The 12821-nt window shown below is 42.9% G+C and carries 11 protein-coding genes and 1 riboswitch; of the genes, 1 reads left to right on the top strand and 10 read right to left on the bottom strand.

What is annotated here, in order from left to right; genetic code table 11:
- Positions 1–115 precede the first annotated feature (115 nt).
- From G5B12_RS03070 to G5B12_RS17780, 6 genes are all read right to left on the bottom strand, one after another.
- Positions 116–2599: a hybrid sensor histidine kinase/response regulator gene (locus tag G5B12_RS03070; RefSeq protein ID WP_174087716.1), complete on the bottom strand. Its 2484-nt coding sequence runs from the start codon at positions 2597–2599 to the stop codon at positions 116–118.
- A 226-nt stretch (positions 2600–2825) separates the two neighbouring features.
- Positions 2826–2901, bottom strand: a riboswitch (cyclic di-GMP riboswitch).
- Between the two features lie 39 nt (positions 2902–2940).
- Positions 2941–5031, bottom strand: a complete 2091-nt coding sequence (locus G5B12_RS03065; protein WP_244096025.1) for an ATP-dependent helicase — start codon at positions 5029–5031, stop codon at positions 2941–2943.
- Positions 5018–7717, bottom strand: coding sequence for a DEAD/DEAH box helicase (locus G5B12_RS03060; protein ID WP_118062852.1), 2700 nt, complete (start codon positions 7715–7717; stop codon positions 5018–5020). Before G5B12_RS03060 ends, G5B12_RS03065 begins: the two co-directional genes overlap by 14 nt.
- A gap of 142 nt (positions 7718–7859) precedes the next feature.
- Positions 7860–8393 carry a methylated-DNA--[protein]-cysteine S-methyltransferase gene (locus G5B12_RS03055; protein WP_118062853.1) on the bottom strand — a complete coding sequence of 178 codons (534 nt, stop codon included), beginning with the start codon at positions 8391–8393 and terminating at the stop codon, positions 7860–7862.
- 176 nt (positions 8394–8569) lie between these two features.
- Entirely contained in the window at positions 8570–9973 is a 1404-nt protein-coding gene (locus G5B12_RS03050) for an alanine/glycine:cation symporter family protein (protein ID WP_021976961.1), read from the bottom strand.
- Positions 9974–10085: 112 nt separating this feature from the next.
- A complete protein-coding gene (locus G5B12_RS17780; protein ID WP_255493852.1) occupies positions 10086–10217 on the bottom strand; it encodes a hypothetical protein in 132 nt (43 codons plus the stop codon).
- Between the two features lie 134 nt (positions 10218–10351).
- Between G5B12_RS17780 and G5B12_RS18465 the strand changes: the two genes are divergently transcribed.
- Positions 10352–10453 carry a hypothetical protein gene (locus tag G5B12_RS18465; RefSeq protein ID WP_442859955.1) on the top strand — a complete coding sequence of 34 codons (102 nt, stop codon included), beginning with the start codon at positions 10352–10354 and terminating at the stop codon, positions 10451–10453.
- 114 nt (positions 10454–10567) lie between these two features.
- On the opposite strand, the gene G5B12_RS17370 is transcribed toward G5B12_RS18465, so the two are convergent.
- From G5B12_RS17370 to G5B12_RS17270, 4 genes are all read right to left on the bottom strand, one after another.
- Positions 10568–10765 carry a helix-turn-helix domain-containing protein gene (locus G5B12_RS17370; RefSeq protein ID WP_244092631.1) on the bottom strand — a complete coding sequence of 66 codons (198 nt, stop codon included), beginning with the start codon at positions 10763–10765 and terminating at the stop codon, positions 10568–10570.
- A 36-nt stretch (positions 10766–10801) separates the two neighbouring features.
- Complete coding sequence (gene add / locus G5B12_RS03040) at positions 10802–11800, bottom strand: adenosine deaminase (RefSeq protein WP_242997058.1); 999 nt, start codon at positions 11798–11800, stop codon at positions 10802–10804.
- A gap of 175 nt (positions 11801–11975) precedes the next feature.
- The gene (locus G5B12_RS17275) at positions 11976–12284 is read right to left on the bottom strand and encodes a hypothetical protein (protein ID WP_021976958.1); all 309 of its coding nucleotides are present in this window, start codon (positions 12282–12284) and stop codon (positions 11976–11978) included.
- On the bottom strand, positions 12236–12712 hold the full coding sequence (locus G5B12_RS17270) for a hypothetical protein (protein WP_202031867.1): 477 nt from the start codon (positions 12710–12712) through the stop codon (positions 12236–12238). Before G5B12_RS17270 ends, G5B12_RS17275 begins: the two co-directional genes overlap by 49 nt.
- Between the last annotated feature and the right edge of the window lie 109 nt (positions 12713–12821).

Here is a 12821-nt window from a genome sequence, read left to right as displayed (position 1 = left end):
TAATAATTCCTGCATAAATAACACCCCTTTTTCTTTTATTTTACTAGAAAAGGGGTGTGTTCACAATTTATTTACTCATGCGTTTGTCGTGCGCATTTGGAATTTGCTATATCGATTATTTCATCCATCTCTCCACAGTTCGGATGATCTGTTCTATCTGTACAGGTTTGGACATGTGATCGTTCATTCCTGCTTCTTTGCATTTCTGGACGTCTTCCAGATAGGCGTTGGCAGTCAGTGCGATGATCGGGATCTGTTTTGATTCCGGGGATGGAAGACGGCGGATCGCCCTGGTTGCATCAAGACCATTCATCACAGGCATCTGCATATCCATGAGAATGGCATCGTATGTTCCGGAGGAATCGATTTCAAAAAGCTGTACACATTCTTTCCCATTTACTGCCCGGACACAGTGAATGCCGTACATTTCCAACTGTTCTTCCAGAATCTCATAATTCAGGTCATTATCTTCTGCGATCAGAAGCGTTTTTATGATCCTGGATGGCCTGAGTTTGAAGAACGGAATTTCCGCGGTTGTCTCTGATACTTCCTGCTCCCTGATAAAAGGTACATCCAGAGTCACACGGAAAGTGGTTCCCTCGTGGAGTCTGCTTGTTGCTTCAATGGTTCCGTTCATCTGGTCGACGATCTTTTTTACAATAGCAAGGCCCAGGCCGCTTCCCTGTACTTTATTCACTCTTGTATCAATTGCTCTGGAAAACTGAGAATACATTTCTTTCATGAATTTTTCGCTCATTCCAATCCCGTTATCCCGGACAATGGAAACCAGGCGGATCTTATCTTTATCCGGAAATGGTTCCTCATAAACTTCCAGTTCAACCATTCCTCCCTCAGGAGTATACTTCACTGCATTGGATAACAGGTTCATGTAAATCTGACCGATCCGCAGACGGTCAGACAGCACGGTATCATAAATAATGTCATGTCGGTTACAGATAAATTTCTGGTTCTTATCTTCTGCTGTTCCACGGATATTCTGTTCGTAAAGTTCACATAATTCAGACAGTTTTACTGGCTCAGAATCAATGCGAAATTCCCCACTTTCGATCCTGGAGATATCCAGGACATCATTGATCAGCTGCTGCAGATTACTTCCACTTAAGTTGATCTTATCCAGACAGTCCAGTATTTTGTCCGGTTCATGGAGATGGTTTCTTGCAACTCTGGTAAATCCCATAATGGCATTCATAGGAGTCCGGATGTCATGGGACATTCTGGAAAGGAACTCTGATTTTGCCTCATTGGCACGGTTGGCCTCTTCTACCGCATCTATGAGATATTTTTCCCGCCTTTTTTCCTCACTGATCACGCGGATCACAAGCAGAACCTGTCTGGCTGTTCCATCTTCCGCTCTTGACTGGACAATAAACCTGGCCAGATGCCAGTTGTTATCTGTGGCAAGGTAGTCAACTGCAATGGACTCCTCTTTTTCCAGACGTTTTTTCAGAGTGGAGAGGTCATAAAACTGTTTTACCATGGCCCTGTATTTGGACGCGACTTTTTCGCTGCTATCACTGGTGATATGGGCAGCTGCGGTTCCCTTCATTCCTGTAAAACGGTGATTTTCACTGCCGCCGGTAATCTCCTCATAATAAAAATCCTGAAGGTCGATCCGGTAGATCATGTAGTAGATCTTACTGATGGCGGATATGATCTCATTGTTCATTTTCACTTCTGCCAGAGAATCTTCCAGCTCTCTCTGATGATTTCGCTCCTCCTTTATGATCTCATCTACATGACGAAAAGCGATCAGAACCGGAAAATCCGTTGAAGAAGGAAGTCTGGTGGCTCTGCTTTCAAAATACTGATGCCTGTTGGCATTTTCCCGGGACTGATATCTGCGGCTGATCTTATCCCTGGTTTTAAGCTCGCCTATCAGATTCTGACAGTCAAATGTCTCCAAAAAATCCGGCGCGGATTCTTTTATGACAAAATGATCATAATAGTATTTCAGTTCTTTTGAGTAACAAAGTATGATTTTTTCTCTGCTTTTCAGAATCTTCGGAGCGTTGGCACCCTGTTCCAGTTTTACAACTTCGGCAGTATCATCCAGAAGATTGACTTTATATACAGAAGTACAGTCCTCACAGAGAACATTCAGGATCTGACGTTCTTTTTCCATGCTTTCAAGATTTTTTCCCAGAAGCGTAAACATGCGGAGATTTTCCCTGGCTGTATTCAGATGAGCACCTACGAACGCAAGCTGATGAATAAACAGTTCTGAGATTCCTTTATAAAAATGATCCATTCCGATAAATCCGCTTAAATGGTCTCTGCTGAAAATAGGTGCGAGGACGCGGGAATATGCGTGATGTTTCTTCATCAGGTTGTATTCCTGTTCCATAGGAGAAAGTTCTTCACAATCTGTAACCTGGATCGTCAATCCTTTTTTCAGTTCGTCTGTCCAATGCGGAATATCCTCTACCGTGATTTCTGAAAATAACTGTTCTTTTTCTAATATGTCGTCCTCATTTTTCCATTCATACTGAAGACAGAAGTATTCTTTTCGGTTCTTTTCTTTTTTAACAAAAATATATACTCGATCGGCACCACTGCATTTTCCAAGCAGTTGCAGCATTTCGTAAATTGCGCCATCCAGTTCTTCGTTGTTTTTTACACGATATTTCCGTTTAATGTCCTTGTGATATCCTTGATACTTACCGGTTTTGGTATATATCCGTTCATGCCAGCTTCTGAGCCGTATAGGGCATCAGAAGTGCACCATCTGCATCACCATTTCCTCTCCACGGGGTAAAATAAAAAAAGCACCATGTTCAGACAGAGAGAACTATAGTGCTTTTGAATTATGCAACTGGCTGCCATTTTACAGGCCCTATAGCTTTGCACCACAGTCTTTCGGCTGCTTTGCCCGTGTTTGTTTTTTTAACAATTTTAGTGTATATTTATACGGAAAATTTGTCAATTATTGTTTGGAATTTTTTTCAACTGTGAAAAGGCTTTTAGCATTTCTTTTTCGCCGTAATCATCAAATTGTATCACAATGGTATCTTCGGTTTCGGAGATAATGGACCCGCGGCCGTATTTGGGATGTTCTACAAGTTGTTTTGGTGTTTCTGGTGGGATGTTTTCCGGCAATGCTGTCTTTTCATCTGGGGATAAAGAAGTTTCCTGTTCCTGGGATCTGGCATATTCTTTCGGTGTTTCCAATTTTCGGAGTTTTTCTTCCAGGATCATCTTTTTCAGGTCCTGAAGGTGCCGGGCAGCTTCTTTTGTATCTCTTGTGGCATCTGCCGGATGGGCAAGATATTTCTCCGGAAGACTGGAAAGGTAGCGACCTGGACCTGGAAATACCCGCGCAGTTCCGGGATTGATGTAAAAAGATAATTCCAGGAATTTCCTTGCTCTTGTCATTCCCACATAAAACAGTCTCCTCTCTTCCTCTTCTGTAGAAGCATCACGGCTATTTAAGGGAATCAGCCCATCATTTACACCAATGATAAATACGTAATCGAATTCCAGCCCTTTGGAGGCATGGAGCGTCATCAGTTTTACAGATTCTCCGGAAACCGCATCTTTTTCCGGTTCCATGCCATTCAGTACAAGATCATTAAGAAAATCCCTGATACTGTGATAGGATTCCATTTTCTTTAACAGGGAAAGGATTTGCCTCCTGTTTTCTTTATAGTCGCTGGAAGACGGTCGGAGATATTTTTCCAGAGAAAGCTGTTCCCACAGATTTATGTAGCCGGAGCCTGTGTCCCGATACTCCCACATGGCCTGAAAAAGTAAGGATTTCGAGAGAAATACACTCCCTTGTGTAAAATTCAGAATCTCTGTCCGGGCTTTTTTTGAGGTCCATCCTTCCCCGAAAGTTTTGTCGCAAAGGACATAAGTTCCGCTGGTAAGATCCTCATGATTGCTTAAAAAACGCAGTATATGAAGAAACCAGGCAAGAACCGGAATATCCTGAATGATTTTCTTCTGAGAGATTTCATATGGGATCTGATGTTTTTCCAGAACTTTTGAAAGGATCTCTGACTGGCTCTGAAGCCTGTAAAACACTGCGACCTCCTCAAGTGGAACGCCTCTTTCATGAAGAGCAAGGATCTTTTCTGCCAGATATTCTGCTTCCTGAAAAGGATCGTAATGATTTTTGACAGAGATTTTTTCTCCTTCTTCCTGTACGCCGGTAAGAGAATCCCCGGATTCCTGAAATCTTCTGGAAACTGCCAGGATCGTCTGGGAAGAACGGTAATTTACAGGAAGGGATAGTTCTTCTGCGTGATACAATTCACGGAATTTATAAAAAATATTGAACATACTTCCACGCCAGCTGTAGATCACCTGATTGGGATCGCCCACTGCAAAAAGCCCGACTTCCGGTCTTTTTAATTGACGAATCAGTTCAAACTGAAGTTCATCGCAGTCCTGCACTTCATCAATGATGATCCATTTCAGCTGCAAAAGTTGCTGTGGATGATCTTTCAGAAGTTTCGTGGCACACTGCAACAGGTCTTCGTAGCTCATTTTGTTCTGTTTCCGTTTTTTTTCTGTAAGGAGAGTTACAAGTTTCGGAAAATCGTCCTGGTATCCGGGCTGTCTGGATGTGGCTGACCTGTATTTATGATCCAGTCTTTTTCGAAGACGGTTTTTATATTTGATCCTGAGAGTATGCTGGTGGATCAGCTGATTGGCAAGTTCCAGTTCTTCTTCAGGCAGACAGACCTGGAAATCTTTTGTGTAGCCAAGTTCTTCTAATGGAAGCACTTCCTGAAGGAGCTTCAGGGCAATGCCGTGGAATGTTCCATAGAAAAGAGACGAGGGGTTTTCTTCTATATTTTGGATCTTCAGCCTGTTTTTGATCTCGCCTGCTGCTTTATTTGTAAAGGTCAGAACGATCATATTTTCCAGGGGGATTTTTTTCTGCTGGTGAAGATAACGGATCTTTTCGATAAGAACCGTTGTTTTTCCGCTTCCTACGTTTGCGCGGACCAGGCAGGCATTATGTTCATCCAGAACCGCTGTTTTCTGATAATCATTCAGTTCCATATGTTTCATCCTTTTTCAGAGTGTGATATCTGCGCATCATTTTTTCACGTTTTAGCATATCTTCCGGTTTCTCTGTATCTGTAAGGATCGCAAAGCGGAAATCAACCGGAAGAAAGACGTAAGTACTGAGCACATTGGAGATTCCTGTTCGGTTCTCCTGCATATTGGCCCATTCTGCATAAAACGGATCTCTCAGATAGAGGATCAGAGAGGAGTCTTTGACTTCCAGTCCGGATACCATTGAGAAAAATCCTGCAAATGTATTATTATTTTCTTTGACCCGATTGCAGAATAAAACCCACTTCTCCTGCAGATCAGATAATGTGAATTCCCGTTGTCCTGATCGATTCCATTCTGTATTCTTTTCATCCGGATAAGAAATATTCCTCGTTTTCTGCACGGTCAGTTCCGATTCTTCAGATAAATTTTTCAGCCCCCACAGGATCACGTTCCGGTCAAGCCTGTCATTTCCAATACAGACTGCACAGCCGTTTTTGCACCTGCAGCCGGAAACCATTCGGATAGCCTGTTCTGTCACTTTGGGGATCAGATCATAGATCTTTTCTGCAAATCCAAGGCCTCCTACATAACGGTCGTAAAAATAGAGAGAAACCTCCTCAGAAGTGCTTCCGGAAAGTTCCAGTGCATTGGTGGACATTGCCACCCCAAGATCGGAACCTTCTGTCATTGTCACCATCAGAGCTGCATTTTTCAACGCAAACATCAGACCTTCAAAGTGGTTATTTCTTACATAATAACCGTTTCTGTCCGGCTGTAAGAGATTGCGGTACTGTCTGACCACATTTTCAGGAAGTCTGAGCCAGGTAGCTTCTGTGTCGTAATTCTTGGAAAGTGGTTTCGTGAGCTGTTCAAAACCCAGGTTCTGATGATTATGGAACTGCATTTTTTTATACATGTATACAAAATCTGCAATATTTACATCTCCAAAAGAAAGTTCACTTCTCTCCCACTGCTGCTTTTTATGTCTGTGTATGATACGGATATTGGTCTCGCTTCCAGGTACTGTGTAATAGTTTCCATGAAATGGCACAGCTTCCACGATCTTGCTTTCCAGGTTCATTTTCACAACCTGGTAAAAATCTCCGTCGTGCATGTAAACGGCACCTTCATGGATCTCATGAAAAGCCTGTTCCTCATCCATCTCCGTGATATTTTTTCCGGTTTCCTTGTTAATGAGCTGATACTTGTTCTGATCAATATTCCGGAGGGAAAATTCTCCTGCAGGATAAAGTCCTCCTGACCAGGCGAAGCGGCCTCCCATATTCCGGACTTCATCTACTTTCATAAGTACAGGGATCGTCTCCCCAAGATCCGGGAATAATGCACCATCATCCAGGGTTAACGGAAGTTCCGCTGCCGCAGCCCGGATATGTGCAAGCTGGATCAGAAGATTGTCTGGATCAACGATGGCATTTTCACTGCTGTGTTCAAAAAGCCATTCCGGTTCCAGAGCGATATACTGATCCATGGGAAGGTTGGCAAGAATCAGATAATTGGTGCATTTTCCACTTCCTCGTCCTGCACGGCCTGTCTGCTGCCAGAAAGATGCTCTTGTTCCCGGATAACCGGCCAGTACCGTTGTACTGATCTTTCCGATATCGATTCCCAGTTCTAATGCATTGGTGGATACAAGGCCAAGAAGATCCCCTGAGATCATACGCTGTTCGATGCTTTTTCTCTCCAGAGGAGTGTAACCGCCACGGTACCCGGAGATTTCTTCTTTTCTGGCTGTCCCTAAGAACCCTGCCGCATCCAGATGGTCTCTGGTTTCTTTCACCAGGATCTCCACATTTTTTCTGGATCTGGCAAATGCCAGAAAGCTCTCCCTTCGTTCCATCAGCTGAGGAAGAAGGTCCGCTGCAACATTTATAACAGATTCTTTTCCGTAGGGGATGCCATCTTTATTCAGTTTCTCTTCTGGCTGGACCAGGCAATAGATCCGCTCTGATATTCCTGCACCGCTTCTGGCGATATTGATAAAAGATCTTCCGCAGATCTTTTCCGCAAGTTCCAGGGGATTGGCAATGGTGGCGGAACTGCATAAAAACTGAGGATCTGAGTGGTAATATCTGCAGATCCTGGATAAACGGCGAAATACATTGGCCAGATGAGAACCAAAAGCTCCTCTGTATACATGCAGTTCATCCAGAATAATGTATTTCAGATTGGAAAAAATAAAGTCGAATCCATATTTGCTGTGATTTGGAAGCATGGAGCCGTTTAACATATCCGGATTGGTAAGGATGATATTGGCACGTTCCCGGATCCTTTTTCGCTCAGCAGGCGGTGTATCTCCGTCATATACGCCGACAGATAAACGATGTTCCCCAAGTGCTTCCATCCAGGGGATCAGCGCACGGTACTGATCAGCTGCCAGGGCCTTCGTGGGATAAATAAAGATCGCACGGGTCACAGGATCTTTCAGGATTTCCTGAACCACCGGCAGATAAAAGCACAGGGATTTACCACTGGCGGTAGGTGTGGTGATCACGATATTTTCTCCAGCCATAGCATGGGAAAAAGCTTCTGCCTGGTGGGTATAGAGAGACTTTATATTCTGGCCGGACAGAAAATCCTGGATATCCGGATGCAGGCTTTTGGGAAACTCTGCATATTCCGGAGATCTGGCAGGGATTGTTTTTTTGTAAATGATGTTCCCCTTCATGCTTGCTCCTTTGCTGTCAATTTATTCGATAGATATTATTTTTAATAAAAACAGTATAACATAAAAAAAGCGATACCATATAGTTTTATCTTCCCATATGACATCACTTTTCTATTTTTTATGCAGATTTTTCAAGTATATGTTACAGTGCAGTGCCTTTCTTTGGTACAAAGAAACGGCTCATATCTGCATGTTCCAGCTTAAGCAGTGAAATTTTTCTATCAATTCCTCCTGCATATCCTGTGAGACTGCCATTTGTGCCTACTACACGATGGCATGGAATGATAATAGAAATTTCATTATGTCCAACTGCACCACCAACAGCCTGGGCGGACATATGGGAAATATTTTCTCTTTCAGCTATTTTACTGGCAATTTCTCCATATGTGATCGTTTGTCCGTAAGGAATCTCTGATAAAATCTGCCACACAGCTTGTCTGAATGTTGATCCCGCAGGATGAAGAGGAGGTGTAAATGTTGGCTTTTCACCGGAGAAATAGATATCCAGCCATTTTTTTGCTTCTGAAAGAATCTCCGTTTCCTGTGAAATCCTCTCGTCCGGAAGTGTATTCGCAAAGTATTTCTGTCCTTCAAACCATAAGCCTGTAAGTCCAATTTCATCTGCTGCCAGTAAAATTTCTCCTAACGGTGATTTATATTTGCATGTATAGATCATAGTTTTCCACTCCTTATTTCAGTAGTGTTACCTCAAGTATAATTTATGTGAAATAGTTATCTTTAATTATGTGAAAAAACGGAGAACACAGCAAGGTATTCTCCGCATATAATATAGTGGTATGTTATCTGCTATTTTTACTGTTATATTACATTTTACTGCTATTCACAGGTGCTTTAATTCCAGTAATCTGTTTTTTGCTTCAGATCAATATTTTTACTGAAGAATACAGGATTTTTTTTCTGCCGGATCTGTCCTTCGTAATCCTTTAATGCTTTCAATACGGTGTTGGACAATAGCAGGATCACCGGAATGTTGATCAGTGCCATTACTCCCATCAGTACATCAGAGATGTGCCACAGTAATGTCATCTCCATTCCCGCTCCCAAAAACACCACCAGTGCTGATACAAGGCGAAATCCCGTCATGAATTTCTTACCCGGCTGCTTTTTAAGGATATAAGTCAGCAGATTATCACAATAGAAGCAATTTCCCAGCAATGTAGTGAAAGCAAATAATACCATTGCGATCATAATAAAATATGGTCCAAAAGAACCAAGAGTCTTGTGAAGTGCTGCCTGCACCCACGGTGCTCCCTGAAGCTCTTTTGCCGGTGTCACACCAGATACCAGACACATCATGGCAGTTGCAGTGCACAATAATAATGTATCAATAAACACAGACAGCATCTGTACCAGTCCCTGTTTAACCGGATGACTGACCATTGCAGACGCCGCCGCATTGGGGGCAGAACCGATACCTGCTTCATTGGAATACAGACCTCTTCGTATTCCCTGCATCATAGCTGATCCGGCAAATCCGGCAAAAATTGCTTTAAAATCAAATGCTTCTTCAAAGATCTGTGCCAGTACCGATGGAAGCTGTCCGATATTTAGTACCACTACCAGCAGGGATATCAGAATATATACAATGCCCATAAATGGCACTAAAGTAGAAGTTACTTTCACAATTCTGTTACCGCCACCCAGCAGACACCATCCCGTTACCAGCGCCAGAATTCCTCCAATGATCCATGGCGTGATCTCTGCATTATAAAATGGCTGACCGGAAAATGTAGACTGCAGATTATAGGAGGCCAGCATATTAAATCCAAACGCGTAAGTCAGGATCATGGCTATACAGAAAACCACTGCCAGTCCTCTGCTGTGCAATGCCGCCTCTATGTAATACGCCGGGCCGCCGTAGCACTGGCCGTCTTTTCCTTTTTTCTTATATATCTGCGCCAGTGTGCTCTCTGCCAGAGCTGATGCGCTTCCAAGAATGGCAATGATCCACATCCAGAATACGGAGCCCACACCACCGATACAGATGGCAGAAGATACTCCTACAATGTTGCCTGTCCCTACACGAGATGCCGTGGAGACCATCAGTGCCTGAAAGGATGATACACTTTCGTCTCCCTCTGGTTTCTCCATTACAGCGCTGCAGGCGTTTTTGAATAAACGTACCTGTGGAAATCTGGTCCGGACAGTAAAGTAGATGCCGGAACCAATCAATATTACAATCAGTAATTTGCTGTAGAGAAACGTGTTGATTGCGTCAATGATCGTTTCGAACATAAATCCTCCTCGTAACAGAATTTTTTATCATACGATAATATCGGATAAAAACCCGAATTGTTACCATAATACAATATTTCTGCTATTTTGAAAAGAGGTTATCCGCAGGAGTTCATGAACCTGGAAGATTTTTCTTTCCGTAAATTTCATTAAGCACAATTTTCCCCACAAATAAATGACTCAATCCTGCACAACGTTCAATAGGATATTCATCATATCCATAATGCTCTGTGATCAATTTCATTCCATGAATGATCTCTTCCTGTTCTGTGACAAAGCTACATTCTCCAAAACCAATGATACTTTCGTATCGAGCTGTAATTCCATGCGCGGTTTTTTCAATCAGAGTACGATGCAATCTTCACAAAAGACAAACCTGTGATCTTTGCATTCCACGGATCTGTCGTACTGTTATTCAGAATTTTAAAATGTACGTTCGGGTACAGGATATTGAAATCCCGGACCGCCTCAAACAGATAACAGTGAAGAGCCGTTTCAGTTGCACTGATATAGATGGTTCCGTTTTCCAGGCTGATCAGGTTACTGAGATTGTTTTCTCCCTTAAAAAACTGAGCACATCCGGCAGCTATATATTCATAAAAAATATTTCGGTGTCAGCTTCATTCCGCTTTTGCTGCGTATGAATAATCTGCAGCCCAGGATGTTTTCAAGGTTGTGGATCGTTCTTGTAACCGCAGGCTGACTGGTTTTTAAAACTGCTGCCGCTTTTGTGAGATTTCCATATTTGGCTACGTAATAAAATACTTTATAATGCTCAAAATTGGTGTCCATGATCGTCCTTTCTTCTGCGTAAGGTTTTTATCCGTTTTAAAAGAGAAACTGTTCTTTCAGCTCCCTTTTTCGTTTACCGGAAGTAAATGCTGCTTCCACGGAATTCAGGAGCAACTGTTTTTTCTGTTCCTCTGTAAGGTTTAACAGGGAATCCATATACTGAAACTCATGGGAAAGGGTTGTTCTTTCAATGGCAGGATCATCTGTATTTAGTGTTACCTTAAGTCCCTGTTCCAGAAAATTTTTCAACGGATAGGAAAACATATCTTCCACTGCCCTGGTCTGCCGGTTGCTTGTGGGACACATTTCCAGAAAAATCCCGCTGTTTTTTACAAGTTGGATCACCTCTTCATTTCCTGCGATACGCACTCCATGCCCGATCCTGGATGCTCCCATACGGATGGCTGTTTTGACATCCTCGGCATCGCCGGCTTCACCTGCATGGATCGTAAATGGAACGTTGTACTCTTTTGCTTTCGCAAAAAGATTCTTATAGCTTTCTGTTGGAAAAAGTGCTTCTGCACCTGCAAGATCCACGGCAACTACTCCTCCATCCTCTGTGAGATATCTGCGAGCCAAGTCCAGAGTTTCCATATTTTCCTGCTGATTGGAGCTTCCACGCATGCAGCATAAGATCAGATTGCCTGGAATCGGAGATTTTTTCAGGCCACGTAATGCAGACTGGATCGCCGTTTCCTGGGTCATTCCTTTTTGTGTATGGAACTGTGGTGCAAAACGAAGTTCTGCGTAGATCACACCGTCTTTTCTCATTTCAGAAAGGATAAGATAAACGGCTTCTTCCAGTGCTTCTTCTGTCTGAAGAAGGGAAAGAGGCAGGTCAAAGCATTTCAGAAAATCATTGAGATTTTCGCAGGTATCCGGAACGGAAAGAAGGGAAAGAAGTTCCTCGTCTGTTGCAGCCGGAAGCGTGATCTGCTGCAATGCGGCAAGTTTTTTTGCAATATCCACGGTAATACAGCCATCCAGATGTGCATGTAGATCGATGTAGTGATTGGTTTTGTTTTCTGTTTTCATAGGCATTAAGTACCTCGCTGTTTGTATTTTTCTATATTATAACACAAAAATGAGCGCATGAAATTCCACATTTTATGGATACATGCGCCCTTTTCTGTTTTAACCAAATCAAGCAAGTAGCGAAGCGGATTGCGAATATCCGCTTGACTGCTTCTTCACATTTTATGAAATATTCTTATCCCTGAAATGGTTTTACATTCTTTACGGCATCTGCAGGGAGGATCTCTTTATCATCCTCATCAATGTTGATAAGATGATATCTGTCATTTCCCATGTGCATTTCTTTCATATAGCTGAGCTGGCGAAGTCCGTGACGTGTCTCGATCCTCTCTACCAGATCTTTATGATCAGAATCCTTCAGTGCATACACAAGATCTACAGAAGCCTGGTCTGCTGCAAGGATATCTGTAGATGCCACGATTCCGATATTCGGTGTTACGACAGGTGCTGCTCCAACACCCTCACAGTCGCAGGAAACAGACATATTTCGAAGAACGTTGATAAATACAATACGCCTTTTACCGGGAACTTGGCAGTTCCGTCCTCATCCAGGATATCTACCGGGCAGAATGTCCAGCCATTTACCTTCAGAGTTTCACGATGCTTCTCCGTTGTGTAACGGTCTCCCTCGTAGTAGGTGTTTGTCTCTACGATATGGGCTTCCGGGATCTTATCTGCGATCAGTTCTTTTACCCACGGTGCAGGGATGATATTCGGTCCATGCTGCTCTCCTGTGTGAAGCTTGACTGCAATCTTACCCTTAAGGCTGCCGCTTACACGCTCAAAAATCTTCTTCAGTCCCTCTGCGGAAAGATCCTCTGTAAAATATACGGTGGATTTTTCTCCGGAACGGTCCTTATAAGGAATGTAATGTTCTCCACCTGTTCCAGGTACGATTTTTTTGTGTACCATTTGTAATCCCTCCTGTGTTATATTCATAAAAAATCTCACTGCTTTTATGATACAACCTAAACTCAGGTTCAGGTCAAGGATTTTTTGTTAAATATAAAGGTTAATTCCA

Origin of the sequence: Blautia sp. MSK.20.85 (assembly GCF_013317245.1) — a bacterium.
Classification (GTDB): Bacteria; Bacillota; Clostridia; order Lachnospirales; family Lachnospiraceae; genus Blautia_A.
The sequence above is the reverse complement of the archived record's forward strand: the minus strand, read 5'-3'. Positions and strand labels throughout refer to the sequence as shown.

Coding starts and splice junctions, on each gene's coding strand:
- G5B12_RS03070 (WP_174087716.1), bottom strand. CDS start 2,599: ATGCTGCAACTGCTTGGAAAATGCAGTGGTGCCGATCGAGTATATATT.
- G5B12_RS03065 (WP_244096025.1), bottom strand. CDS start 5,031: ATGGAACTGAATGATTATCAGAAAACAGCGGTTCTGGATGAACATAAT.
- G5B12_RS03060 (WP_118062852.1), bottom strand. CDS start 7,717: ATGAAGGGGAACATCATTTACAAAAAAACAATCCCTGCCAGATCTCCG.
- G5B12_RS03055 (WP_118062853.1), bottom strand. CDS start 8,393: ATGATCTATACATGCAAATATAAATCACCGTTAGGAGAAATTTTACTG.
- G5B12_RS03050 (WP_021976961.1), bottom strand. CDS start 9,973: ATGTTCGAAACGATCATTGACGCAATCAACACGTTTCTCTACAGCAAA.
- G5B12_RS17780 (WP_255493852.1), bottom strand. CDS start 10,217: ATGAAATTGATCACAGAGCATTATGGATATGATGAATATCCTATTGAA.
- G5B12_RS17370 (WP_244092631.1), bottom strand. CDS start 10,765: ATGGACACCAATTTTGAGCATTATAAAGTATTTTATTACGTAGCCAAA.
- add (WP_242997058.1), bottom strand. CDS start 11,800: ATGAAAACAGAAAACAAAACCAATCACTACATCGATCTACATGCACAT.
- G5B12_RS17275 (WP_021976958.1), bottom strand. CDS start 12,284: ATGTCTGTTTCCTGCGACTGTGAGGGTGTTGGAGCAGCACCTGTCGTA.
- G5B12_RS17270 (WP_202031867.1), bottom strand. CDS start 12,712: ATGGTACACAAAAAAATCGTACCTGGAACAGGTGGAGAACATTACATT.